Source organism: Rhizobium fabae, from assembly GCF_003985135.1.
GTDB classification, from domain to species: Bacteria; Pseudomonadota; Alphaproteobacteria; order Rhizobiales; family Rhizobiaceae; genus Rhizobium; species Rhizobium pisi.
In genome coordinates, this window is sequence record NZ_ML133648.1 from 1 (window position 1) to 23,957 (window position 23,957).

Sequence of the window (23,957 nt, forward strand, 5' to 3'; positions counted from 1 at the left end):
CCCGCCTGGATGGAGCGGGAAGCAATTCTGCGGCCGCTGCTCGAGACGATCTATCGTCAACCGGATGCAGCCCTTGTCGCCCTGAACGCCCTGGCATCGAATTTGAAGATCGAACCCCGAAGGCTCGCCGACGATCTTGCTATTGCGCCCGATCGGCTCGGCCGCCTGCGTGGCTCCGACCTAATCATCGGCGGTCGCGCCGCACGTGACGAGCGCAGCATCGCGACCGCGGCATTGACGGAACTGTTGCCGCTTGCCCGCGCCCACGCGACGGAGTTCCGCAGAAACGCCGAGCGGTTCGAAAGCCGCGAGCAACAACGCCGCGCGTATATGTCATTGTCGATCCCAGCGCTCTCAAAGAAGGCGGTGGCACGTCTCATCGAGATCGAGGCGGTGCGCAGGCAAGGAGGGGACGATGCCTACAGGAGCGCCTTCGCACTCGCCGCCGAGGATCGTGCCGTCGTCCAGGAGATCAAGGCGGTCAGCGAGGCGCTCACCGCTCGCTTCGGCTGGAGCGCCTTCACATCGAAAGCCGATGCGGTTGCCGAACGCAACATGGTCGAGCGTATGCCGGAAGACCTCACAAGCATCAGAGACGAGAAGTTGACCCGGCTGTTCGAGGCCGTGAAGCGCTTTGCCGAGGAACAGCATCTCGTCGAGCGGTGGGATCGTTCGAAGATCGTCGCGGCGGCCAGTGCTGATCCGCAGAAGCAGTATGTCCCCATGCTTGCCGCTGTCACCGAGTTCAAAACCCCGATCGACGACGAGGCGAGATCGCGTGCTCGGGCCGGCTCTCTCTATCGCCAACAGCGAGCGGCACTGGCCGCCGTGGCATCAACGATCTGGCGCGATCCCGCTGGCGTTGTCGGCAAGATCGAGGAACTGCTTCAGAAAGGTTTTGCCGCCGACCGCATTGCCGCCGCAGTGACCAACGACCCCTCAGCCTACGGTGCATTGCGGGGGTCCGATCGCCTCATGGATCGGATGCTGGCTGCCGGCCGGGAGCGGAAAGAGGCGGTGCAGGCCGTACCCGAAGCAGCCGCTCGCCTACGGTCGCTCGGCGGAGCCTATGCCAGCACCCTTGATGCCGAACGCCAGGCTATTGCCGAGGAGCGACAGCGCATGGCGGTTGCCATCCCCGGCCTGTCGAAGGCGGCCGAAGAAGTGCTGACACGCCTGACTGCCGAGGCGAAGAATAACGGCCACAAGCTGAGTGCATCGGCGGCCTCTATTGACCCCAACATTCGCGGGGAGTTTGCCACTGTCAGTCGGACGCTCGACGAGCGCTTCGGTCGCAACGCCATCGTTCGCGGCGAAAAGGATCTCATCCACCGTGTGCCACAAACACAGCGTCGCGCCTTCGAGGCGATGCAGGAAAGGCTGAAGGTCCTGCAGCAGACGGTTCGCTCGGAAAGCAGCGAGCGGATCATCTCGGAACGGCGCCAGCGCACGGTTAACCGCAGACGCGGCATTGATCTCTGAAGCACGATGAAGGGCGAAAAGTAGTGGTCATCGCCCAGTGCGAGACACATTCCGACGGGATCGTCCGCGACCCGCACCGCGTTCTATATTGCAAAGCAAGCCCCACGGCTACGCGTCCCGTCCTCGGAATGCCGTCGGACCGAATACGCATGCGACGTCACGTTGAAAGTCTATGACCCTGGCCTTTGCTTTCAGATTTCCACAATCTCCTCTGTCCCCAGAAGCTCGAAAACCCGGGTCCAAAACTTGAAATCGCCTGACCGACCGTCTGAGCGCGCGCCTATAGCACACCAGGCGGCCGCTGTTTTCGCATGCTGTCCGTAAACCGAACGGACAGCAGCACTTATGTCCCCAACATCTGCATCACTCCAAAAATCCGGTGTGGCTGCGGCGCAGCCGGCTGAGAACCCTTCGAACGTTTCGCGCATCAGAAAGCCCCGTTACCGTCCGGAAACAGGCCATCAATTCATGCCGGACGTCGATCCCACCGAGTGGGCCACGATCACGTGCCGTCCCTGGCAAATTGCGCTTCAGCGCGAAGTGCTTCTCACACGCAACATTATGTTGTAACAAAATAGAAAAGCAAGCTATAAAAATACCCGCAGTGAGAGCGCTTTTGCGATTCTTTCAGCGGCTGTCTACACATAAGGCTTGAGGCGTTACCCAGAATGAGGCGATTCAGTGATAATTTTGTCGTATCAAAAATAGCGAGAACGGGCTCAACGGCTGGCGGATCGAGCCGATGAGCGCACTTCTGGCGATAGTATCTCGGGATGCCGACTATTATTTGATGCTGTCATACATCTTGAGGGGGGCCGGATACCGGACGGTGCTGGTCGATATTCCAAACGAGGCCGTGATGACCGCTGCGGAGCGCGGCGCTGCAGCCATCATCGTCGACTGCCAGCCGGGTTCGCAAGTCCTGACTGATATCGCCTCTGGGCTTGCGGAAAAGGGGCTTGCAGAGAACCTCACACTCATCGCGCTCGTAGCCGAAAAGGCCGCCTATCTCAACATACTGAAAGCCGATGTCGATGAGAGCTTTGCAAGGCCGTTACCACCGGAACGGCTACTGTCTTACCTTCACGATAAAATAGGCAATTCTTCCGACGAGATGCCTAGCCACCTCGTTCCAATATTTGACGATATGAAGCTGGACGTTGGCGGCCGGCGTGTGCTGGTACGGGGTATGCCGGTCAATCTCAGCCCGATAGAGTTTCGTCTGCTGAGCGCTCTTATGGGTGACGCGGGGCGCGTTCTCAGCCGCACGGAACTGATCGCCGTCGCTTGGCCGAAATCAGCCTTCGTCGAGCCGCGGACGGTCGATGTTCATATCGGCCGCCTCCGGCGGGCGTTGAAGCGGGCGCTTGGCCGCGATGTGATCCGCACCGTGCCAAAGGAAGGATACGCAATCGATATCACCTGAAACATATGACTTCGCTACGTTCACATGTTCACCGAAACTTCCCGAAAATTTGCTGTCTCCTTCGTTGCATAAACACAGAGTACGCGCATAGCGTGAATAGTATGGAATCAACTGGGAGGACAATATGCAAGAGGCAGTATCGGGCGCCGGATCGGCGAAAACATCCCACAGAAACACCGCGGGCCTGATCAGCCACGCAAGTCCGCACTTTGCAGCCGCCCATCTCGACGGCCTGATGGCCCTCTATGTCCACCCGTCCGACGGTCGAGCGGTGGAACTGCCGGTTTGGGAGCGCCGATCAGAGCGTGTCGTCGACTTCGTCCGTTGCTCGTATCTCGGGCTCGACAATCACCCCTCAATTATCGAAGGCGCAATTGAAACGGTCCGGCGTTACGGAACGCTGCACTGGTCCTGCGCCCGTACGCGGCTGAATTTCGCAGTCCTCGGAGACCTCGAGGATGCTCTCTCCGATCTTTTCGGTGCGAGGGTGATCACTTACACAACGGTGCTTGCTGCCAATTTGAGCGCGCTTCCGCTGATTGCGTCCGGCGTTCTCACGGCCGGCAAAAAACCGGTCATGGTGTTCGACCGTCTCGCGCATGCAACGCTCGCCTTCAACAAGCCCGTCGTTGCAGAGGAATGCGAGGTTCGAACTATAGGTCACAACGATCTTCAGGCGCTCGAAGAAATTTGCCGCCAGAACGATACGGTCGCCTATGTTTGCGACGGTGTGTATTCCATGGGTGGCTGCGCCCCGATCAAGGAGTTGCGCGAGCTGCAGGACCGATACGGCCTCTTCCTCTATATCGACGATGCTCACGGCATATCGATCTTCGGAGAAAGAGGCGAGGGTTTTGCCCGTTCGCAAATGCCTGACGGTCTCGGTGACCGGACGATCATCGCAGCCTCTCTTGGAAAGGGCTTCGGAGCCTCGGGCGGCATGCTAATGCTCGCTACGGCGTTCCAGGAAGAGATCTTCCGGCGTTTTGCTCTCGCGCATGCCTTCTCGGCCTCGATCAATGTTGCGGCGATCGGTGCAGCTCTCGCCTCTCAGTCGGTCCATCGCACACCGGAATTGGGCGTGCGGCAAAGGGCGCTCGCAGAATACATCTCTCTTTTCGACGAACTGGTGCCGACCGCACAGTCGGGGTCCCGTCTCCCGATCAGGACCGTTGTCGTCGGTGACGAGCTTGCGGCAATCGGCGCTGCCAGACTGGTGCTCGATTCCGGTTACTACACGTCGGCCATTTTCTTTCCAACGGTGGCCAAGGGAAGGGCGGGGCTGCGGATATGCCCGACGGCCGGCCACATGGCTGCCGAAGTACGCGCCGTCGCTGTCGCCATCAACCGTGCTCTCAAGGGGTAAGGAACCATTTCCACCCCTCCGGGCGGTAACGCCGCCCGGAGATGGATGGATCATCGGATCCAGGCGTTCCAACGCTCGAGCATCATCGCGGCGTTGTCGTTGATCCATTTGGCGTCCGGGATGACGATGTAATTCCGGATATCATCATCACTCGGCAGTGCCGCGCGTGCAGCCGGCGACATCAAGTCAATCGCCTTGCGGCTCGGCGGCGTGCAAAGGAGTTCGTCGCACACCCCGGCCTGCGCCTCCGGATGGTCAAGCCAGTAGCCGACCAACTTCAAAGCGTTTGCGCGGTTCGGTGCATCCTTGATGATTGTCAGGCGATCGCCGACGAGGAACGAGGCCTGCTTGGACCAGCCGATCTGGCGTCCTTCCGCCTTCAGTGTATTTGCGCGTGTCAGCCAGATCTGCCCGATGCTGTAGTCGCCGTTGCGAAAGCCCTGAACGCTCTGGTCGCCGGTCTTCCACCAGAGCGATATAGCCGGGCGGATCTCGTCGAGCTTATTGAGGGCGCGTTCAACGTCGAGCGGAAAGAGCTTATCGCGGGGAACACCATCGGCCAGCAGTGCGGCAGCCATGACCCGCCATGGATCGTCGAAGTTTGGAAACGAGCGACCACCGGGAAATTTTGTCTGGTCCCACATATCGGCCCAACTCGACGGATTTCCGTCCTTGAAGGCAGTCGGGTCGTAGGCCATCAGCGTTGCGGTGGAAAACAGCCTGGCCCCGCCGCTGATGCAGGCATCCCCGACCAGGTCCGGACGGCCCTGGAAGGATTTGCAGAACTCGGTCAGGTCTTCAGATGTCAGCCGATGCGCCTCAGCACTCGCCTGGATCTCGCCGTCCGGGTAAAGGTCCCAGGTTACATTGCCGGTCTTCACCATAGCCGCAGCTTTCGCCCGCATCTCGGCATTCGTTGCTGCGACCGAAACAACCTTGATGCCGGTCTTTTCGGTGAACGGTTCGAACCAGAATTTTCGAAGCGCCGCATCATAGGCGCCGCCTGTGGTCGCAACGATGACCTGTTCCCCGGCTTGCGCCGCCGCCGCACCTCCAAACACGAGGCAAGCCGCAAGCAGCAAAGGCTTGATCTTGGTTCGCTCTATCATCGCGTATTCCTTCGTCCGATTATGGGCCACGTTAATCCTCCCCGCGGCCGGTAAGGAGATGAATGGTCCCCATGAGAAGCAGCGATACTGCAACGAGCAGTGTCGAAACCGCTGCTATGACCGGGGTGAGATTGAAATCGATGTCCTCGAACATCTTGCGGCTGATTGTTTTGCCGCCGGTATCGGAAATGAAGAAGGCGACGGTCGCCTCATCGAATGACGCCAGAAACGCAAAGACCGAAGCCGCAGCCACCGCCGGCGCGATATTAGGAAGCACAATGCTGAAAAAGGCGCGGCTCCGGCTTGCCCCACAATTCAGTGCGGCAAGCTCGAGCGACGTATCGAAGCGCTCGAGTGCCGCCGACACGGTGATGATCACGTAGGGTACCGCAAGCACGGTGTGCGCGGTGAGGAAGCCTGAGAAATTACCGGTCAAGCTGAGCGGGGAAAAAACCAGATAGAGGGCAACGCCAAAGACAACATGGGGAACGATCATCGGCCCTAGCGACAATGCCTGCAGAAGGGTCTTTCCCGGCAGATTGCCGCGCACGAGCCCGATGGCCGCCAATGTCCCGATGACCGTCGAGGCAATCGTCGTCGCCAGTGCAATCTTCAGACTGAAGATCGTTGCCGCGCACCAGTCCGGATCGGAGAGAAAGTCGACATACCAGCGAAGCGTCAGACCCTTCGGCGGAAGCTCGATATAGCTGCTGTCGTTCAGCGAAATCGGGATAACGAGCAGGGTCGGCAGAACCAGGAAGAACAGGATTGCTCCGATCAAGAGGCCGCCAAGGAGCCGCAAGGCCGCTTTGCCGTAAGGTCGGTGGGTGCCGTTGACGCGATAGGCTGCGAATGGGGCAATGGCTACGGGTTCAGTTGACACTGTTCATTCCTTTGCTGAGGGAAAGCGCCTTGCGGAACACAAGGACAAAGACCAGCGTCGTGGTCAGAAGGATGGTCGCGAGCGCTGCTGCAAATGGCCAGTCAAGCAGGACGGTGGTTTGCTGACCGATCAGCGTTGCCATCATCAATGCTCCAGGCCCGCCGACGAGTGCCGGCGTGATATAAAAGCCGATCGCCAGGATGAAGCACATGACGCAGCCGGCAAAGATTCCGGGCAAGCTGAGCGGCAAGGTCACGCTCATGAACGCGCCGATCGGGCCGGCACCGAGATTGCGGGCGGCTTGGGCGTACTCGGCAGGAATAGTGCGAAGAGCGTTGTAGATCGGCAGGATCATGAAGGGCATCAGGACATGCGTCATAGCAAGGATCACGGCGCCTTCGGTGTAAATAAGCTTCAAAGGGCTGCTAATGAGGCCGCTCTCGATCAGAAGACCATTCACGATGCCGTTTCGCTGGAGGAGCACGATCCAGGCGTAGGATCGCACCAGCACTGAGGTCCATAGCGGTACGAACACCGCTGCCGATACGATTATCGCCGTCTTGCCTTTGGTGCGGGCCATGAGAAAGGCAACCGGATATCCAAGCAGCAGGCTCGCCACTGTTACGATTGCACCCGTCTGCAGCGTGCGAAGCAGAACTTCCAAATAGAGTGGCTCGCTGACGATCCGCTCGTAGTGCTCCAGCGTGAATCCGGACGCCATGAAACTCAGAGAGACAAGCCGCCCGATCGGATAGATGAAGCCTCCGGCCAGCAAGAGCATCAACGGCGAAATCAAGAGGAGCGTCAGCGCGTGCGAATACCGGCGTGCCGAGCGTGAGAAAAACCAGCTTGCTGGACGGGTTGGTGCAAGGGGTAGATTGTCGACGGCCATGGTCATCTCATGCCTCCGCGACCGCAAAGAGCCGTAGGCCGTCCCGTTCGGCGATGACATCCACCGGTGTCCCCATTGCAAAGGGCATCCTCTTTCCATCGGCAGGGATCTGCACCTGAATGATCTCTCCGCTTCCGAAATCGGTGCGAACGAGATGGAGGTCGAAGGAGCCGGCAAAGACCGACGTTTCGATCCGGCCGGGAAGGGCGTTCTTTCCCCCGGTGCCTCGCAATGCAAGGCCGAGGCGCTCTGGCCGCAACGCGAGCCGAACGTGATCGCCTGCTTTTGCCAAACTCTCGAAACCATTTACAGCGCCCGGCGTATCGATGACCACGTCGTCACCCAGTCTGATCGTCCGGCTGTCGGCGGTCTCCCCCAGGAATTCTCCGGTCAGGAAGTTCATCTTGCCGATGAAATCGGCGACAAAGGCACTCTGCGGATTGCAGTAAAGGTCCGCCGGGGTTCCAAGCTGCGCGAGTTGTCCCTTTGCCATAACCGCGATCCGGTCGGACATCGTCAACGCCTCCTCCTGATCGTGCGTCACGTAAATGACCGTCGCGCCGAGGCGCCGCTGCAACTGCTTGATCTCGATCTGCATGGATTCGCGCAGCTTCTTGTCGAGCGCTCCGAGTGGCTCGTCCATCAAGAGAACAGGCGGTTCGAACACGATTGCTCGCGCGACTGCCACTCGCTGCTGCTGGCCGCCGGACAGTTCGTGAGGGTAGCGCTTGGCGTAGTCTGGAAGTTGAACGAGGTCGAGCGCCCGGCCAACGCGTTCGGCCCTGAGGTCTTTGCGGATGCCGCGCATCTTCAGCGGGAAGGCTATGTTTTCGGCGACGGTCAGATGCGGGAACAGGGCATAACGCTGGAAGACCATCCCGATATTACGGCGATCGGGCGATATGGCCGTGACATCGCGCCCACCAATGACGAGACGTCCGGCAGATGGGCTTTCGAAACCGGCGATCATTGTCAGAAGCGTCGTCTTGCCTGATCCCGACGGCCCGAGGATCGACAGGAATTCGCCTGCCGAAATGTCCAAGGTCACTGCGCCAACGGCAGTCTGGCTGCCGTAGACCTTGCCTATGCGATCGATAAAAACAGGCGCACCAATCAAAATGATATCTCCTCATTTGCGTGCTTTGGCACGCATTGAAACCTCCCGGCTCCGCTCGTGCGGCGCCGGGTGCTGTGGGTGTCATGCCGGCAAGACCGGCAGCTTGTTTCGGGCGTGGCCTTCCGGGGCCAGGGCGTTGCGAATAGTTGCGATACCGTTATGCTGTCACATTACGGCATCGTTTTTCGTCTATTCCATTTTTGTTGCAACAAAAATGTGAAGATGTCAACGCTTGGGGGTCAAAATTGAACGAAACTACAACCGGAGAGGAATCGCCGGCGTCGGATCTGCAGTCTGGACGTCTCAGCGATTTCGCCTATTCATCGATCAAGGAGCAACTCACACGTGGTGCCTACAAGCCCGGTCATAAGTTGCCCATCCGCTCGGTTGCCGAGATGTTGAATGTTGGCGCCACGCCTGCGCGCGAGGCGATCAACCGCCTGGTCTTCGAGGGCGCGCTCGTCATGGTGGGTCCTAAAACTGTCATCGTCCCGCATCTCGATCTTGCGGCGCTTTATGAAGTCACGCAGATGCGGCTTGCTCTCGAAGGGTTGGCGACCGAAAAAGGCGCGCTTCGCGCAACCAATGACGTCGTTGACAAGCTCCTGGCGCTGCAGGAGAAAATCACGTTCTCGCTCGACGAAAAGCGCTACTCCGACGCTCTTCACGACAATAAGGAATTCCACTTCACGATCTATCGGCTGTGCGAGATGCCGCACCTCCTTTCGACCATTGAAGCCCTGTGGTTAAGGGTGGGGGCCTCGTTCCACGACCTCTATCCCGAGTTCGCGGAAGCAAAATACGGTGTCCACAACCACATGGCCGCGATAGAGGGCTTGGTGGACAAAGACCCTTCTGCAGTCCGTGCCGCAATGGAAAACGACATTCGAGACGGCTACCGGCGCCTGAAGAAGGCCGCGCAGGAGCGTCTCAGGCGGTAATAGCAAAGGCAGCCAGATTATTTTGTTGCAACTTCTTCGGGTTCATGATTTTTGTTATAACAAAATTATGAAGGGTTGCGCCGCGACCCGCGTTGGCCGGAGAAGATCAGAATGTTTCACCCAGATGTCTTTCGCAGCGGCCGGGGATTTCCCCGGTCGAGATCCGAACATTTCTTCAAACGGGGTCGTCGCGTATTTCCGACCGGGATCACGCGGGTCACGGTCGATCACGAGCCCAGCCCGCTATACATTTCACGCGGGGAAGGCGCCTATCTCATCGACGTCGACGGCAATCGCCTTCTCGACCTCAACAATAATTTCACGACGCTGATACACGGCCATGGCTTTCTTCCAGTTGCCGATGCGGTTGCGGATCTGCTTCATCGCGGAACGTGTTTCTCCAACCCGACTGAGCACGAGATCACTCTGGGCGAGCTGTTGATCGAGCGCATTCCAGCGCTCGAGCATATTCGCTTCGTCAACAGCGGGACCGAGGCTGTGATGTTTGCGATCAAGGCTGCTCGCGCCTTTACGTGCCGGCCAGGCATCGCCCGGATCGAAGGTGCCTATCACGGCGCTTACGATTGGGCGGAAACGGGGCAGGCGGTGTCGCCGGCCATGTGGAACGACCCACCGCAGTCGCTGGCCGTACCCGCCTATCGCGGTATGCCACCTTCGGTAGGTGAGGAGGTAACCGTGATCCGCTTCAACGATATCGCGGATCTGGAGCGCCGGATCGCTGCGGCTGCCCCGTCGCTGGCCTGTATCCTGATTGATCCGATGCCAAGCCGCGCCGGGCTGATTGCTCCGGAGCCGAGCTTTTTTGCTGCTGTCGAGGCGATTGCGAAGCAATACGGAATTCTCATCGTAGCCGATGAGGTCCTCAATCTGCGGCAGTCATATTTGGGGGCTTCAGCCCGCTATGGTCTCCACCCCGACCTGATCGCGGCCGGCAAAATCATCGGTGGAGGGTTTCCTGTCGGGGCGATCGGCGGCCGCAAAGAGGTAATGCGCGTGTTCGCAAGCGACAGCGGTAAGCCGCTGCTGCCGCAAGGCGGCACGTTTTCGGCAAATCCCGTGTCGATGGTCGCCGGCCGGGTCGCCATGGAAGCGATGACGGATGGTGCTTTCGCTTCACTCGAGAGTCTTGGCGATCGCATCCGCGCCGGGCTTCGAAGGGAAATCGAGCGCCACGGTGCAGCCTTCAGCGTGACGGGGGCTGCATCCTTGTTTCGCATCCACCCGAAAGGAAAGCAGCCAACGGACTTCCGCGAAGCGTATCTCGCGCCGGGAGAGGCCGAGTTGATGGGCCGCCTCTCCAGGCATTTCCTCAACTGCGGCATCCTGCTTCCCAATGGTGCTGCGGCGTGCCTTTCGACGGCAATGACGACTGCTGACGGTGACGCGGTCATCTCAGCCTTTGCAGACTTCCTTTCAATCCTTGAAGCAACCCCAACCGAAGCAGGCATGTGACCATGGCAACTGATCATCTAACCGTCGCCGAGCGGATCGCCCTTTCCCTGAAGAGGCACGACGTCACCCATATCTTTGCTCAGAGCCTGCCTTCGGCGGTTATCCTCGCGGCCGAAGCAATCGGCATCCGTCAGGTCGCCTATCGCCAGGAAAACATGGGAGGGACCATGGCCGACGGCTACGCACGCCTGTCCGGCAAGATCGGCGTGGTAGCAGCACAGAACGGACCTGCCGCAACGCTTCTCGTTCCGCCGCTGGCCGAAGCGCTGAAGGCAAGCGTTCCGGTCGTTGCTCTCGTCCAGGATGTCGAACGAGATCAGGCTGACCGCAATGCATTCCAGGAGCTCGATCATCTTACCGTGTTCCAATCCTGCACGAAGTGGGTTCGCAAGGTGATCGTTGGGGAGCGCATCGACGATTATGTCGATGCCGCCTTCACGGCGGCCGCCTCGGGCCGGCCAGGACCGGCAGCTCTCCTGCTCCCTGCCGACCTCTTGCGGGAGCAGGTAGCCCCTTCGGCTTTTCGGCGCGAGGCTGTCCTCGGCCACTGGCCGCTCGATCGGCTGCGTCCGCGCGATCGCGAGATCGAGCGCGCGGCCTCGATGATTGCCGCTGCCCACGCGCCTATCGTCATTGCCGGAGGGGGCGTCCATGCAAGCCATGCCGCCGGCGAGCTTTCGGCGCTGCAGGACGAAGCCTCGCTTCCCGTGCTGACGACCAATATGGGAAAAGGCGCGGTCGACGAATTCCACCCGCTGTCGGCTGGCGTTCTCGGCGCTCTCGTCGGGCCGAGATCGCTTGGACGGCACACACTCGCGCTCGTCGAAGAAGCCGATCTCGTCATTCTGGTCGGGACACGAACCAACCAGAATGGCACCGATAGTTGGCGCCAAATTCCCTTTTCCGCATCCGTCATCCACATCGATGTCGACCCCACCGAGATCGGGCGTACTTATGAGGCGCTCAGGTTGACAGGCGACGCGGCCGAAACCATCAGCGCGCTTCGAAGCGCGCTTGCCGGACGCGATCTCTCGTACCGCGCATCGCAGCGCGACGAGTTGACGGCTCGGATCGCTGGTTTCTGGCGCGCGTTTGACACGGAGCGGCAATCCGTCGCTGGCTCGGAGAACAGTCCGATACGTCCCGAGCGCGTCATGTCCGAACTGCAGCAAGTGCTGACAGCAGAAACGACCGTTGTTTCCGATGCGAGCTACTCCTCGATGTGGATAGCCGGCCAGTTGCGGGCCCTTTCTCCCGGTATGCGCTTCCTGTCGCCGCGGGGCCTTGCCGGACTTGGGTGGGGCCTGCCACTTGCCCTCGGCGCGAAAGCGGCAAAGCCGGATAAGCCGGTCGTCACCATCGTAGGGGATGGCGGCTTCGCCCACAGCTGGGCGGAGTTGGAGACTATGGTGCGATGCAAGCTTCCCATACTCATCATCGTTTTGAACAACGGTATCCTCGGCTTCCAGCGTGATGCTGAAACTGTCAAGTTCGGCAGCTTCACGACCGCCTGCAGCTTCGCGGATGTCGATCATCGGCAGATTGCCGAAGCTTGCGGCTGCTCGGCAGTCCGTATCTCCGATCCTGCCGATCTTCCTCGATACCTCGAGCGCGGTCTGCATGAAGAAGGCCCCTTATTGATCGAGGTGATAACGGAGGCCGATGCCCATCCACCCATTTCGCTATTTGCTGCAATGGATCAGGCAGCATGAGCCCGGGCATACCGCGTGTTGCGGTCATCAGTGGTGGCACGACCGGGATCGGTCTTGCCACTGCGTTTCGTCTGCTCAGGGCCGGTCATCGGGTTGCCGTCTTCAGCCATGGCGAAGCAAGCGTGATGGCCGCAGGCGCCGCGCTTGCCGAGACTTTTGGACCGGAACGGTCGCTTGCAAGAAAGGTTGATCTCCGCGAACCGGCGGCAATTAACTCCTTTTTCGACGTAGTCGTCCATGTCTTGGGCACGCCTGGGATCCTCGTCTGCAACGCGGGAATATCGCCAAAAGGTCCCGATGGCCCTCTTCACGTCGCCGACCTTACCCTTGAAGAGTGGAACGACGTGCTCGCCGTCAACCTGACGGGGACGATGCTGTGTTGTCGGGCAGTTCTGCCTGCGATGAAGGAAAAAGGTTATGGGCGCGTCATATTCGTCGGATCTCTTGCAGGCCGGACAAGACCACGGATCGCCGGCGCGAGCTATGCGACGTCCAAAGCCGCACTTTCAGGACTATCCCGCGTACTGGCTTCTCAATATGGCCCCTATGGCATAACATCGAATGTCGTGGCGCCAGGTCGCATCCTGACGCCTCTGACCGGCTCCCCGCAAAGCAAGGCCAACATCGACGCGCTCGCCCGTATTCCGGCCGGTCGCCTCGGTGCTTCGGACGACGTCGCCGCAGTGATCGCGTTCCTGGCATCGGAGGATGCCGGGTTCGTCAATGGCGCCATCATAGATGTCAACGGTGGCGAGTTCGCGCCGAGTTGAGCTTGCGTTCGTAAGGCAAGGAAAAGGCAATCGACATGGCTGCTGTCATTCTGGTTTGCTCGCAGAACGCCGAGCTTTATCTGCTCCTCGCGCATATCCTGCGTAGTGAGGGGTTCGAGGCGCATCTTGCTGTAAATGACGACGATGTCGTGGACGCCTGCGCATCAGGAGAGCTTTCCGCCGTCATCCTCGATTGTGCAGCCTGGCTGAGTGACGTTGCGCCGCTATGTCAGCTCTTGAAGGATTCCGGCCTTCCGGTGGGTGCACTTATCGGCGAGAACACGCGGACCCAGCACCTGCAATTGATCAAGGCGGGGCTCGACGAAGGCATCGCGCGTCCTTTGTCGCCTTCAAAGCTTCTCGCTTTTCTGCAAGGCATAAGCTCGCGATCGGAGGTTTCCCCTCTGCCAAACTGTGCTGCGGCCGCCGAGATTGTCTTCGCGACGCATGCCGTTGTGGTTTCAGGCAAGAGAATTGCGCTTTCGCCAATGGAGATGAGAATCCTTAAATTCCTATTGGAAAGGCAGGGGCAGATCAGTACCCGCGCGCAACTCATCGAGGCCGTTTGGCCGGATCCGTGCGCTGTGGAAAGCCGGACGGTCGACGTGCATATCGGCCGGCTACGAAAAGCGTTTGCAGGACTCAGCAATCTGAGGATTCGCACCGTTTACGGGGCGGGGTACGCTCTTGAATGCCACGATCTTTGATGCCCGCATGTTCTACTCTGAATTCCATCGGTTGCCCCACGTTGCATCGGCGAACGATCCTACCGATGGCTCCGGGTTGTGAGGCCGGATTGAGGCAAGAACGATGCGCCAAGTCGGCATCAGAATTTCCAATGACCTATGGCCCCTTCAAGCCAACCAGTTCTCGACCTGCAAAGCGCGAATACGCGTGAACTCGTCCATGTTCGCCGTCACCAGGACTGCTCCGACGGCAAAGGCGTGGGCGGCGATGAACAGATCATTCGGACGGATTGGCTTGCCAGCGGCCTCCAGTTCAGCTCGGATGCCGCCGTACTCTGCGTCTGCGGGCACATCCAGCGCAAGGACCGCTACGCTGCCAAGGATAGCTTCGATTTGTGCGAGAAGTTTGGGCGATCTCTTCTTGGCGCACCGGTAGCGCAATTCCGACGCCGTGATAATGCTGACGCAGATTGCATCGGGTCCAACCTCGGCGATGCGTTCAGCGACGACGCCCCTCGGGTTTCGGGCAAGCTCAGACACGATATTGGTGTCCAGCATATAAAGCCTGCTCACAGGTCGATTGCCTTCACAGGAAGCAGGGTATCGTCGACCTCGGGAAATTGATCCTCAGGACCAAGCGGCTCCAAACCTGCCAGTACTTCCAGGAGGTTCTTGCGGTGCACAGGCTCTATAATGAGCCGATTGCCGTCGCGGTGGATCATCACCCGGTCGCCGGGTAGCTCAAAGTCAGCCGGGATTCGTACAGCCTGACTCTTGTTGTTCCTGAAAAGCTTGGCCTCCCGTGGGGAGATAGGCTCTTGATGTCGGAAATTGGGCATATTGGGCTCTCATGTATATACACGTGCATATACTAGGCGCCGGCGAAGGTTTCAAGCGTGGTCTATGCCTTCCGCTGCCTTTGAAAAGGCTCGAGCGCGTTTCGCGGTTGGAATGCACCTATAGGTAATGTTATATCATCTCAAAATGCGGCGTAATAGATATTATGGAACATGCCGGAGCCGCTCGTTGTGTCGATCGACCTCTCGCTATCCGACTGAGCTGACCATGCCGGACTACATCAATCTCGCCGCGGCGCGCGACATGATCGCCGCCCGCGGGATCCCATGCTGCGGATGGCCGAGAACCCTTCCTTCCGACTTTACGCGCCTGAGAACCAGATTGCGTCCGCACGATCAGCAAATCCCTTTCGAACTGCGCGACGGCATTGAGCACCTGCATAGCCACCGTGCAGGCCGAGCCAGGCGATAGATGCACGCCCAACCGAGTGGCAAGTTCTGCCAACTGAAGCTTTACGACGATCTTTCCGAGAGCGAACAGGAGCAGAAATTTTCAGGCCACGCCCTGCATGCCGGCCTTGCCTCCTCGGCCAAAGTCGACGAGAGCGCTACGTGCCATCGCTTCCAGATCAATCTCACTAAGGCCTCGGGGCTTTGAGAAGCCCTCCCCTGCCCCGAGCATGAAATCGCCAGGTAAAATTCGCGAGAGGAGTTTAGCAGTTTCAGTCACGGAGGCCCATTTGGTGCGGGCACGTGAAAATGAACAATCGAAAGCGACCGCTGGAGCATCCCATTTGAAATTGGCCTGTTTACCGATTCAATTGCGAGGAGGCGGGCGCCGATCTCTGCGAATGAACCCCGACTGAATGGTGCCTTCAGCTTCCGTTGCAAAGGGCGGTTCTAAAAGAAAGACGTTCAACCGCGGTCCTATCCGCCTGAGGAGACACACAGTCATGATCCGCACGTCTTTCATTGCAACCGCACTCGTCGCTCTCGTTGGCCTCACCGCCGCAGCCCCCGCCATGGCCAACGAAGTGCGTATCGAACAATATGGCTGGTCGAACTCTGCCGGTGGTGCGCAGGAAGGACACGGAAACCGGATCAGAACCTACCAGAACGGTGGCTACAACCGGATTGTCGGCCGTCAATATGGCCGCCATAATCTTTCGGCTGTGGGTCAGGAAGGCAATGACAACTACGGCGCCACCTATCAGAACGGCGACCGCAACGTAGCCGGCATCGGCCAGTTTGGCTCCAACCACACGACCATCCTTACCCAGGACGGCAATGGCAACATCGCAGCTGGCGTTCAGGTCGGCCATGGTTGCAGCGCCAATGTCAATCAGGGTGGCAACGGCAATGTCGCGGCCTTCGTCCAGGCCTGCCCGTAAGCGGCTGCTCGGTGACGCGAAAGCGGTCAAGATCGCAACAGCAGACCATCAAGGGAGACGACCCATGCCAAATAGCATCAAACATCCACGCCGCCTGATGGCCATTCTTGCGCTGGTTCTGCTTCCCGTCGGTGCCGTTGCGGCCATGACGACTGCCAACCAATCTGACGGGGCGCAGCTTTGTGAAATCAAAGCAACGCCTGGAGCAGGTATGGTCAGACTGGATGCACTCATCCACGCCGACAAGCATGTCGGCGGGACTTACACCTTCCATGTCGAGAAATCAGGAGGCGCTGGAAGCTCCGCGATCAACCAGAGTGGCGATTTTGATGCCACAGCGGGACATGCGGCAATTCTCAGCTCCGTCTCGCTCGACTCCAAGGGAGCCGAATACCGGGCGACACTGGATGTCGTGATCGGGGGCAAGAGTTTCAGCTGCACGAAGCAGATCGGTGGCAACTGAACGGCCTCCACACTTTGCAAATCCCTCTAAAAGGGCGCCGGCTTTCGGCGCCCTTTTGCTTTCGATCAGGCTGAAACGACTGAACAACAACTGAACGGGCAATTCCGACTGGGTTCAGCTGAAAGATGCGAAGGTTGATCATCGGCCAAGGCAGCCGGCAAATGGAGATCAGGATGACCCGCAACGTGTTTAAGATGCTTACCGTCACTCTTCTTGCCGGGAGCCTAGGGCTGGTAGCCTTGTCTGCTCCAGCCTATGCCGGCGGCCGGATCTCGGTCAATCTCGCCCCGGGCAATGCCGAGGATGCGGATCTTTTTTCAACCGGACTGCGCGTCTATTCGCTCTACCGCGGCCTGAAAGACGCCGACATTCGGCAGCTGGGCCGGGGCAATGCGGCTGGCATCGCTCAGGCTGGCCGTGGCAATCTCGGCTTCATCCGGCAGAGGGGCAATGGTCATTCCGCAACCTTGCGGCAGAATGGCAACTACAATGCTTATGGCATTTTCCAGTATGGGCGAAATACTGAAACCGACGTGGTGCAAGATGGGGATAACGGCAGTGGCGCTACCTTCAGCTATGGCTGGTAAGGCAGTTCACAACAGTCCCGAAGGCGATGTCACGTTGCTCCATCTACGCCTGGACAAGGCGCTTGCCCGCAATTTAGGTAGAAGCCCTCCCCGCAGGCAATCTTGGCCTTCCGAAAGACGGTTCGACAGGATCTTTACCCTGCGCACCGGCTATGACTGCTCTTGAACATGGAGTAATCGCGGACGGTTTCCCCAAAGGCATTGCCTCAGCAATATCTGACATGGGTGGTTGCCCCCGGTAGGATGGAAATACGGGCTCACGATTGGAACCGGGCCCAACATCAAATGGAGGCAACCATGGACCAATATATCGGGCTCGATGTTTCGTTGAAAGATACTGCGGTGTCGATCCGAGAGAATAGGAAACGGATCTGGCGAGGGAAATGCCCTTCTGATCCGAAAGTTCTATCGCAGATCATCCGCAAGCACGCTCCGCACGCGAAGCTCGTTGTCTTCGAGACAGGTCCACTGTCGACGTGGTTCTATCATGCGCTGACGGCCGAAGGGATTCCTGCGATTTGCATTGAAGCTCGGCACGCGCAAAAGGTTCTGAGCGAGACGCTTAACAAGACTGACGCCAATGATGCGGATGGTCTAGAGCAGTTGGCCGAAGCAGGATTTTACAAGGTCGTGCGAGTAAAGACTTTCGACAACATGCTGACGCGCACACTGGTGGCGGCGCGTAGCCAGCTCGTAAGCATTTCCAAGCAGCTCAGCAACCAAATACGCGGTCTCCTGAAAACGTTTGGTCTTATCGTGCCCAAAGGGGAAGGTCGGGTATTTGATGCCAATGTGAGAGAACTGCTGAATGGAAATAGCGGCCTGGCAGTTGTGATATTGCCCCTGCTCGAGGCGTGGCGCGACATACGTAAGCGCGCAGCCAATCTTGATCACCAGTTGCTCGCAGCTTCCAGACAGAGCCGGGCTACGAAGCTCCTGATGACGATTCCAGGCGTTGGCGCCGTCACGGCCGTCTCTTACATTGCTGCGATCGAAGATCCTGAAAACTTCCCCACATCGCGCTCCGTTGGCGCTTGGCTCGGGCTGACGACGCGGCGCTACCAGTCAGGCGAAATCGATTATGATGGCCATATCTCGCGACGCGGTGACGGTCGGCTGCGGGGATTACTCTACGAGGCGGCAACCGTCCTCTTAACAAGAACCGGTGCCAGGACCGAATGCAGTCTCAAAACGTGGGGGCTGAAGCTGCGTGAGCGACTGGGCTTCAAACGTGCCGCGGTTGCTGTCGCGCCAAAACTTGCTGTCATCATGCATAGCATGCTCAAAACCGGGGAAGCGTTCAACCCATTGGCCGGCGCTACCGCATAGGCGAAAAAGCCGGCCTACCTGCCTCAGCGCCTCAACCCGATTGAGATGCTGGGCGTCCCTGCTGTGGACGTGGGTTGGGTCATTCCGTCGATTCCGTCGCAGCTCGTCGAGACTGCGTCTTGAACAAAGGAAGATCCGCCCTGCGAAAACCCATCATGCGGCGACTATGTGTCGACCGCGGAGACAACCGTGCTCCCCGGCGCCGGACGAATTGGCAGGAACAAAGATGCAGACCCCATCCAAAACAGAAAGATGTCGCGATCCACGAGCCACAAGCCGCTTGACCCCGAGCACGCGATTAGACAACGGAGTCGAACCGGTGACCTCCCCATCTGCCGCCGCTTCGGCCATTTTTCGATCGTCAAAACAATTCACGACGAACAGGCCGTTGAATAGCTTGCGGAACCTATAAGTCGTTTTCCCCGGCGTGAATGCAGATCAGATTTGGGGGAGATTCTAGCTGCTCGACTTAGTCTGCCTGAGGATCTGGAAGGACATAGACACTACAGCAACATCGAGGCACCACGGTCGAGATAGGTATCGAGGAATTGTTCAAGACGGGGATTTCGCGGCTTCTTAAAGACCTCCTGGGGCGATCCGCTGAAGAGCACCTTGCCATGGTCGAGAAAGATGATCTGCTGGCCGACGGTCGCGGCAAAACCTATCTCATGCGAGACAACAACCATGGTCATGCCCTCGGCGGCCAGATCGCGCATGACGTTCAAGACTTCGCCGGTCAACTCTGGATCAAGCGACGAGGTCGGCTCGTCAAACAGCATGATCTTGGGCTTCAGCGCCAGAGCACGGGCGATCGCCACGCGCTGCTGCTGTCCGCCTGATAGCTGCGAGGGATAGTGCCCGGCCCGGCCCTCGAGGCCAACCTTGACGAGCTGGGCCATTGCCCGCTCCTCTGCATCCTTGCGGCTCATCTTGTGAACCGTCTTCAATGCTTCGCTGACATTGCCGAGGGCCGTCATGTGCGGCCAGAGATTGAACTGCTGGAACACCATGCCGATTTGGGCACGGATCGCCCGGTTGGTGGCGGCCGAGACGCGCTCGCGCCGTCCCTGAGAATCCTCGGTGAAGCCAAGCACCTCGCCGTTGATGGAGATCGTCCCGCGCGTTGCCTCCTCAAGGAAAGCCATACAGCGCAATAGGGTGCTCTTGCCGGAACCGGAAGGGCCAATGAGGCAGGAAACCCGTCCGGGCTCGATGGCGAGATCGATACCATGAAGGACCGTGGTCTCTCCGAAAGTCTTGATGAGATTCCTGACTGCTATTGCGGGGACGCTCATGCGTTGAAAAACCTGAATCTGGAAAGTTTCGTTTCAGCAAGGTTGCCAAGCCAGCCGGTGACTTCGACGAGTACCCAATAGAAAAGCGCCAATGCGGAGAGTGCTTCGACGAAGGCATATTGCTGCGACCCGATAGCACTCAGCGTGGCCGTCAATTCCGGCACGGTGATAATGGACAAGACCGCCGTCTCCTTCATCAGGATGACCACCATATTCACGGATGGCGGCAGCACCAGCATCGTCATCTCCGGCAATAGAATGCGCCTGACGATCTGCCCCTGCGTCAGGCCGACACATTCGCCGGCCTCGATATGGCCCTTCGGCACAGCCTGGAAGCCGGAGCGGAAGATCTCGCTGAAATAGGCCGCGCCATAGATCGAAATGCCGATCAATCCGGCGGGCAAGGGATCGAGATCAAGGCCGACAAAAGGGCCGCCGTAATAGACCAGGAATATCTGGATGAGAAACGGCGTGCCGCGCAGCACGGCAACGACGGCACCCAGCACCATGTCGATCAGCACACCGCCATATTGCCTGGCGACTGCCATCAGGAAGCCGATGACGGCCGCAGCGATGGTGCCGAGGATCCATATCATGATCGTCACGCCGGCACCGCTGACGATGGCGGGCCACTGCCCGATGAGGACATTGATGTCGAATGTCACCGCGGCGCCCCCGGGAGTCTATTTTCGATCAGGCCGCCGGAAAGCGCCACCAACCAGTTGATCACGAGATAGATGAGGCCGGCGGATGCGAAGAGCTGCAGCGGCAGGAAGGTACTGCCGGCAAGGTCCTGGGCCATGCGCGTCAGTTCGACGATGCCAACGACTGAGACCAATGACGACGCCTTGAGAATGAGGATCGCCTCGTTGACGAGAGCCGGAAACGTGAGGCGCAGGGCGATCGGAACCTTGACGCGTCGGAAGATCTGGCGCGGTGTCAGACCAACCATTTCCGCCGACTCCACGAGGCCTAGAGGCACGCTAGCAAAGCCGCCGCGGAGGTTCTCGGCCTGATAGGCCGCCGTGCAGAGCGACAGGCCGATGATCGCGGCCACGATGCTAGGCACATTGATGCCGATGACCGGAAGCAGATTGTAGATCAGCAGCAGTTGCACCAGCAGCGGCACGCCGCGAAAGAAGCTGATGAAAATCTGGGCAGGCCGCACGAAAAGCCCTCGCCCCGACAGCAGCATTCCCGAAAGAAGGATCGCAATCGCAAAGCCGATGAGGATCGACACAACACTGATGGTCACCGTGTAGATCGATGCCTTCAGAAGCAACTCGAAGAGTTTAACGGACATTGTTCAGATTTCACTCGCTTGGCGGTGAGGAAGATCCGGTCGCATTTCTCGGCCATGCCCCGGCATCCCCGCGGGCATGGCCGATTTCCGATGGCTGATCAGAATGCCGGGTCCTTAACGGAATCCGGTGTGTCGAAGCTCGCGCCGAACCACTTCTTCTGCAGTGTCGCCATTCGGCCGTCAGCTTTGATCTTCAGCATGGCGGCGTCAATTGCGTCCATCAGTGGCGCATGATCTGCATCCTTCAGGCCGATAAAGCCGAAATAGGATTTTTTGCCGAAGGGCGGCTGCACGACTTCGAACGTGCCCTCGCGCTGCTTCGCGACGAAAGCAATATTCGGCAGTGAGTTGGCAACACCGGCGATGCGGCCGGCGGCGAGATCCGCATAGGACTCGGTGAAGGCCGGATATTCGCGGATATCGACCTTTGTCGGCAGGGTTTCGGAAAACTCCTTGAGCTGATCCAGCTGGGCAGTCGCCTTGCCGACGCCAATCTTCTTGCCAGCGATATCCTCCGGCTTGTTGATCGTCTGGTCGCCGGCCTTTTTCAGGATCGCGATGGTCGCCTCGGCAAGCGGCGGTGTGAAACGATAGCGCTCCATGCGCTTCTTGGTAATCGTCGCTGGGCCTGCGACGACGTCGAACTTGCCGGCTTCGAGCGCCGGGAAGACGCCATCCCAGGGGAGCGTGACCCATTCGATTTTCACGCCGAGTTCCTTGCCGATCTCGTTAAAAAGATCGACGTTCAAGCCGACATGTTCGCCAGCGTCGATAAAATCGAACGGTGCGAAGGCCGTCTCGGTACCGACCTTCATGGTGCCAGCGGCCTTCACGGCGGCGAGCGTATCAGCCGCATGGGCGGAAATCGTCGCGCCGAACAGAAATGCAGCGCCGACCAGCCCCTTTAGAAGTGAATTCTTCCTCATGTTTTTCTCTCCAGTTTTTACCCTTCCGGTGGAAGGTTCAAGTTCCCCTAGCGTTGTCCCGCCGAGCGGATTTCTCTGATCCGCTTTTGTCTATACAAATAGATACAGGCCGGCCTACACTGTCAAACGCAAAACTCGACGGACGCAAGATTTGTGCCGCGTAGTGCCGGTAGACCCGGCAGCGGCGGCTTTGGTGGAAATTGAATGTCATCGCTGGATCGAGGTGAGTTTTGGTCTCAATTCATCAGAGAATTTTCGAAGACATCGAAACCAGGATCATGGGCGGCGTCTGGCAACCTGGTCACCGCATCCCCTTCGAACACGAGCTGGTACAAGAGTATCAATGTTCCCGAATGACCGTGAACAAGGCTCTTTCGGCCCTGGCGGAACGCGGCATGATCACACGTCGCCGCAAGGTTGGCTCCGTCGTTGCCTCCCAACAGATCGACCGCACCGTGATGGATATCCAAGACATTTCCACCGAAGCCGAATTGGCGGGGCATGACCACAGCTACAGGATCCTGCTGCGAAAAATCGAGACACTGGATGGCGCCACCGCGGCACAGCTCGGTGAGCCGACGGGAGCGGAAATCCTCCGGCTTCACTGCCTGCATACCGTCGACGGCAAGCCAAATGCGCTGGAGCGGCGCATCATCATGCTCGCCATTGTACCGTCTGCCAGAACCGAAAGCTTTGCTTCGGTTCCGCCCGGCAAATGGTTGCTGGACATGGTGCCCTGGTCGAAGGCAAGGCATGTCATTCGCGCCGTTTCGGCCGATGCCGCCACGGCACGCCTGCTTGAGACCGAGCGTGGTAAGGCCTGCCTGACCCTCATCCGGCAGACATGGCAGAACAGCCGCACGGTCACCTATGTCGAGATCATCCATCCCGGCGACCGTTTCCAGTTTGCCGGCGACTTTCATCCGAGTAAAAAAAGCGCCGAGGATCAACTGCCGCGGAGAACCGCCTCTTGACCGAGAAACAGGCTATCCGGACAGTGCCGCTCAAGGGCTTGCAGGCGTTCGAAGCCGTCGGTCGCTGTGGCGGCGTAAGCGCCGCGGCCCTCGAGCTGAAGGTTTCCCCCGGCGCAATAAGTCAGCAGATCCGCAAGATCGAGAGCTTTCTCGGCGTCACCTTGCTGGAGCGCAACGGCCGCACTGTGGAGCTCACCCAATGGGGGCGGCTCTATCACCAGGAGATATCGAAGGGTTTCGAGCAATTCGCGCTTGCGGAACAGATTTTGGAACGCGCACGCAATGAGAATGCTCTGGTTCTCAGCGCCCTGTCTTCCGTCGTCAACAAATGGATAGGGCGCCGGATCTTTGACTGGCAGGCCCTTCATCCGAAGGCTCATGTCAGGATTGTCGGCCGCGACAAGGAACCGCGCATGGGCTTCGACGACGTCGATTTCCGCATAAGCTATGGATCGGATGTGCTGCAGCATGAACACTATACCGAACTGTTCCGCGATTGGGTTGTGCCGGCCTGCTCGCCGGCGCTGATCAAGGGCAAGGCGCCCTCCGTCGCGCGGCTTCTCGAATATCCACTCCTGCATGTTGAATGGGAGCGGCATTTCACACCCTATCCAAGCTGGCGCGAGTTTGCTGCTAAGACGGGCACCAGGTTCGAGGAGAGCACTGCCGGTCTTTCCTTCACTCTGTCGAGCAGTGCGATTGACGCAGCCGTCAACAAGCGCGGCGTCGTCCTCGCGCAGATGTCGATGATATCAGATGAGCTCGAGGCACAGACGCTCGTCATTCCCGTCGACATACGCATAGCACTGGCCGAAAGCTATTATCTCGCCTGGGACCGTGCGGCGTTGCAGAAGCCGCATGGGCGTGAATTCCGCGATTGGCTCATGGCTGTTTCCCGTCAGCAGGCCCTGGCGTCCGCGCCCAGGCCAACACTTTAGAAAAACTAAAACGGAACACAGCTGCGCAATATTGATGAAAACTTGTGCCTGACGATAACTTGCGCAGGGCGGTTTCCCGTGGTGGCGTGACCGACAT

At 59.0% G+C, this 23,957-nt stretch carries 25 protein-coding genes; 15 read left to right on the forward strand and 10 right to left on the reverse strand.

The annotated features are described in order from the left end of the window. The 3 genes from EFB14_RS08575 to EFB14_RS08590 form a co-directional block, all read left to right on the forward strand. Nucleotides 1-1,482, forward strand: a 1,482-nt coding sequence (locus EFB14_RS08575) for a BID domain-containing protein (RefSeq protein ID WP_164737507.1), incomplete at its 5' end; no start/stop codon positions are given. A gap of 742 nt (nt 1,483-2,224) precedes the next feature. Continuing rightward, nucleotides 2,225-2,908 carry a winged helix-turn-helix transcriptional regulator gene (locus EFB14_RS08585; RefSeq protein ID WP_126824496.1) on the forward strand — a complete coding sequence of 228 codons (684 nt, stop codon included), beginning with the start codon at nt 2,225-2,227 and terminating at the stop codon, nt 2,906-2,908. Nucleotides 2,909-3,032: 124 nt separating this feature from the next. After that, complete coding sequence (locus EFB14_RS08590; protein WP_126824500.1) at nt 3,033-4,274, forward strand: 8-amino-7-oxononanoate synthase family protein; 1,242 nt, start codon at nt 3,033-3,035, stop codon at nt 4,272-4,274. Between the two features lie 50 nt (nt 4,275-4,324). Here EFB14_RS08590 and EFB14_RS08595 read toward each other — a convergent pair whose 3' ends face one another. The 4 genes from EFB14_RS08595 to EFB14_RS08610 all read right to left on the reverse strand — a co-directional run bounded on the left by EFB14_RS08595 (nt 4,325) and on the right by EFB14_RS08610 (nt 8,275). Then, complete coding sequence (locus tag EFB14_RS08595; protein WP_125848002.1) at nt 4,325-5,383, reverse strand: extracellular solute-binding protein; 1,059 nt, start codon at nt 5,381-5,383, stop codon at nt 4,325-4,327. A 31-nt stretch (nt 5,384-5,414) separates the two neighbouring features. Continuing rightward, complete coding sequence (locus EFB14_RS08600; protein ID WP_126825291.1) at nt 5,415-6,185, reverse strand: ABC transporter permease; 771 nt, start codon at nt 6,183-6,185, stop codon at nt 5,415-5,417. Nucleotides 6,186-6,255: 70 nt separating this feature from the next. Next, nucleotides 6,256-7,164, reverse strand: a complete 909-nt coding sequence (locus EFB14_RS08605; RefSeq protein ID WP_126824503.1) for an ABC transporter permease — start codon at nt 7,162-7,164, stop codon at nt 6,256-6,258. A 1-nt stretch (nt 7,165) separates the two neighbouring features. Continuing rightward, nucleotides 7,166-8,275, reverse strand: coding sequence for an ABC transporter ATP-binding protein (locus tag EFB14_RS08610; protein WP_125848000.1), 1,110 nt, complete (start codon nt 8,273-8,275; stop codon nt 7,166-7,168). A 245-nt stretch (nt 8,276-8,520) separates the two neighbouring features. Here EFB14_RS08610 and EFB14_RS08615 point away from each other — a divergent pair, with 245 nt between their 5' ends. The 5 genes from EFB14_RS08615 (at nt 8,521) to EFB14_RS08635 (ending at nt 13,878) form a co-directional block, all read left to right on the forward strand. Beyond that, nucleotides 8,521-9,216 carry a GntR family transcriptional regulator gene (locus tag EFB14_RS08615; RefSeq protein WP_126824506.1) on the forward strand — a complete coding sequence of 232 codons (696 nt, stop codon included), beginning with the start codon at nt 8,521-8,523 and terminating at the stop codon, nt 9,214-9,216. Nucleotides 9,217-9,327: 111 nt separating this feature from the next. After that, a complete protein-coding gene (locus EFB14_RS08620; RefSeq protein ID WP_126825294.1) occupies nt 9,328-10,689 on the forward strand; it encodes an aspartate aminotransferase family protein in 1,362 nt (453 codons plus the stop codon). Nucleotides 10,690-10,691: 2 nt separating this feature from the next. Next, complete coding sequence (locus tag EFB14_RS08625) at nt 10,692-12,401, forward strand: acetolactate synthase catalytic subunit (RefSeq protein WP_126824509.1); 1,710 nt, start codon at nt 10,692-10,694, stop codon at nt 12,399-12,401. After that, complete coding sequence (gene fabG, locus EFB14_RS08630) at nt 12,398-13,171, forward strand: 3-oxoacyl-ACP reductase FabG (protein ID WP_126824512.1); 774 nt, start codon at nt 12,398-12,400, stop codon at nt 13,169-13,171. The genes EFB14_RS08625 and fabG overlap by 4 nt, the downstream gene beginning before the upstream one ends. 35 nt (nt 13,172-13,206) lie before the next feature. Then, entirely contained in the window at nt 13,207-13,878 is a 672-nt protein-coding gene (locus EFB14_RS08635; protein ID WP_245438220.1) for a winged helix-turn-helix transcriptional regulator, read from the forward strand. Between the two features lie 147 nt (nt 13,879-14,025). Here the strand turns inward: EFB14_RS08635 and EFB14_RS08640 are convergent, their stop codons facing one another. Together EFB14_RS08640 and EFB14_RS08645 are read right to left on the reverse strand one after the other, a co-directional pair. Further along, nucleotides 14,026-14,430 (reverse strand): type II toxin-antitoxin system VapC family toxin, encoded by a 405-nt coding sequence (locus EFB14_RS08640; protein WP_126824515.1) that lies wholly within the window; start codon nt 14,428-14,430, stop codon nt 14,026-14,028. Then, on the reverse strand, nt 14,427-14,696 hold the full coding sequence (locus EFB14_RS08645) for an antitoxin (protein WP_125847990.1): 270 nt from the start codon (nt 14,694-14,696) through the stop codon (nt 14,427-14,429). The genes EFB14_RS08640 and EFB14_RS08645 overlap by 4 nt, the downstream gene beginning before the upstream one ends. Nucleotides 14,697-15,126: 430 nt before the next feature. On the opposite strand from EFB14_RS08645, the gene EFB14_RS08655 reads away from it, so the two are divergent. From EFB14_RS08655 to EFB14_RS08675, 5 genes are all read left to right on the forward strand, one after another. After that, nucleotides 15,127-15,312, forward strand: a complete 186-nt coding sequence (locus EFB14_RS08655; RefSeq protein WP_245438235.1) for a hypothetical protein — start codon at nt 15,127-15,129, stop codon at nt 15,310-15,312. A 295-nt stretch (nt 15,313-15,607) separates the two neighbouring features. Then, nucleotides 15,608-16,045 (forward strand): curlin, encoded by a 438-nt coding sequence (locus tag EFB14_RS08660; protein ID WP_126824518.1) that lies wholly within the window; start codon nt 15,608-15,610, stop codon nt 16,043-16,045. A gap of 64 nt (nt 16,046-16,109) precedes the next feature. Further along, a complete protein-coding gene (gene csgH, locus EFB14_RS08665) occupies nt 16,110-16,508 on the forward strand; it encodes a curli-like amyloid fiber formation chaperone CsgH (protein ID WP_126824521.1) in 399 nt (132 codons plus the stop codon). 173 nt (nt 16,509-16,681) lie between these two features. Continuing rightward, complete coding sequence (locus EFB14_RS08670) at nt 16,682-17,095, forward strand: curlin (protein ID WP_164737508.1); 414 nt, start codon at nt 16,682-16,684, stop codon at nt 17,093-17,095. 297 nt (nt 17,096-17,392) lie between these two features. Further along, nucleotides 17,393-18,424 (forward strand): IS110 family RNA-guided transposase, encoded by a 1,032-nt coding sequence (locus tag EFB14_RS08675; RefSeq protein WP_126824524.1) that lies wholly within the window; start codon nt 17,393-17,395, stop codon nt 18,422-18,424. Nucleotides 18,425-18,927: 503 nt separating this feature from the next. Here the strand turns inward: EFB14_RS08675 and EFB14_RS08680 are convergent. The 4 genes from EFB14_RS08680 to EFB14_RS08695 form a co-directional block, all read right to left on the reverse strand. Further along, nucleotides 18,928-19,719 carry an amino acid ABC transporter ATP-binding protein gene (locus EFB14_RS08680; RefSeq protein WP_125847984.1) on the reverse strand — a complete coding sequence of 264 codons (792 nt, stop codon included), beginning with the start codon at nt 19,717-19,719 and terminating at the stop codon, nt 18,928-18,930. Beyond that, complete coding sequence (locus tag EFB14_RS08685; protein ID WP_126824527.1) at nt 19,716-20,384, reverse strand: amino acid ABC transporter permease; 669 nt, start codon at nt 20,382-20,384, stop codon at nt 19,716-19,718. Before EFB14_RS08685 ends, EFB14_RS08680 begins: the two co-directional genes overlap by 4 nt. After that, on the reverse strand, nt 20,381-21,022 hold the full coding sequence (locus tag EFB14_RS08690; protein ID WP_126824530.1) for an amino acid ABC transporter permease: 642 nt from the start codon (nt 21,020-21,022) through the stop codon (nt 20,381-20,383). The genes EFB14_RS08685 and EFB14_RS08690 overlap by 4 nt, the downstream gene beginning before the upstream one ends. Before the next feature lie 98 nt (nt 21,023-21,120). Further along, nucleotides 21,121-21,948: a transporter substrate-binding domain-containing protein gene (locus EFB14_RS08695; protein WP_126824533.1), complete on the reverse strand. Its 828-nt coding sequence runs from the start codon at nt 21,946-21,948 to the stop codon at nt 21,121-21,123. Nucleotides 21,949-22,178: 230 nt separating this feature from the next. Between EFB14_RS08695 and EFB14_RS08700 the strand changes: the two genes are divergently transcribed. Both EFB14_RS08700 and EFB14_RS08705 read left to right on the forward strand, forming a co-directional pair. Continuing rightward, entirely contained in the window at nt 22,179-22,922 is a 744-nt protein-coding gene (locus EFB14_RS08700; protein WP_126824536.1) for a histidine utilization transcriptional repressor HutC, read from the forward strand. Then, nucleotides 22,919-23,860: a LysR family transcriptional regulator gene (locus EFB14_RS08705; RefSeq protein ID WP_125847982.1), complete on the forward strand. Its 942-nt coding sequence runs from the start codon at nt 22,919-22,921 to the stop codon at nt 23,858-23,860. The genes EFB14_RS08700 and EFB14_RS08705 overlap by 4 nt, the downstream gene beginning before the upstream one ends. The last annotated feature ends 97 nt before the right edge of the window (nt 23,861-23,957 follow it).

Bases quoted from the DNA above. Each gene is read 5' to 3' on its own strand.
- EFB14_RS08585 (WP_126824496.1), top strand. From the start codon at position 2,225: ATGAGCGCACTTCTGGCGATAGTATCTCGGGATGCCGACTATTATTTG.
- EFB14_RS08590 (WP_126824500.1), top strand. From the start codon at position 3,033: ATGCAAGAGGCAGTATCGGGCGCCGGATCGGCGAAAACATCCCACAGA.
- EFB14_RS08595 (WP_125848002.1), bottom strand. From the start codon at position 5,383: ATGATAGAGCGAACCAAGATCAAGCCTTTGCTGCTTGCGGCTTGCCTC.
- EFB14_RS08605 (WP_126824503.1), bottom strand. From the start codon at position 7,164: ATGACCATGGCCGTCGACAATCTACCCCTTGCACCAACCCGTCCAGCA.
- EFB14_RS08620 (WP_126825294.1), top strand. From the start codon at position 9,328: ATGTTTCACCCAGATGTCTTTCGCAGCGGCCGGGGATTTCCCCGGTCG.
- EFB14_RS08625 (WP_126824509.1), top strand. From the start codon at position 10,692: ATGGCAACTGATCATCTAACCGTCGCCGAGCGGATCGCCCTTTCCCTG.
- fabG (WP_126824512.1), top strand. From the start codon at position 12,398: ATGAGCCCGGGCATACCGCGTGTTGCGGTCATCAGTGGTGGCACGACC.
- EFB14_RS08635 (WP_245438220.1), top strand. From the start codon at position 13,207: ATGGCTGCTGTCATTCTGGTTTGCTCGCAGAACGCCGAGCTTTATCTG.
- EFB14_RS08645 (WP_125847990.1), bottom strand. From the start codon at position 14,696: ATGCCCAATTTCCGACATCAAGAGCCTATCTCCCCACGGGAGGCCAAG.
- EFB14_RS08655 (WP_245438235.1), top strand. From the start codon at position 15,127: ATGCACGCCCAACCGAGTGGCAAGTTCTGCCAACTGAAGCTTTACGAC.
- EFB14_RS08660 (WP_126824518.1), top strand. From the start codon at position 15,608: ATGATCCGCACGTCTTTCATTGCAACCGCACTCGTCGCTCTCGTTGGC.
- csgH (WP_126824521.1), top strand. From the start codon at position 16,110: ATGCCAAATAGCATCAAACATCCACGCCGCCTGATGGCCATTCTTGCG.
- EFB14_RS08670 (WP_164737508.1), top strand. From the start codon at position 16,682: ATGACCCGCAACGTGTTTAAGATGCTTACCGTCACTCTTCTTGCCGGG.
- EFB14_RS08675 (WP_126824524.1), top strand. From the start codon at position 17,393: ATGGACCAATATATCGGGCTCGATGTTTCGTTGAAAGATACTGCGGTG.
- EFB14_RS08680 (WP_125847984.1), bottom strand. From the start codon at position 19,719: ATGAGCGTCCCCGCAATAGCAGTCAGGAATCTCATCAAGACTTTCGGA.
- EFB14_RS08690 (WP_126824530.1), bottom strand. From the start codon at position 21,022: ATGTCCGTTAAACTCTTCGAGTTGCTTCTGAAGGCATCGATCTACACG.
- EFB14_RS08695 (WP_126824533.1), bottom strand. From the start codon at position 21,948: ATGAGGAAGAATTCACTTCTAAAGGGGCTGGTCGGCGCTGCATTTCTG.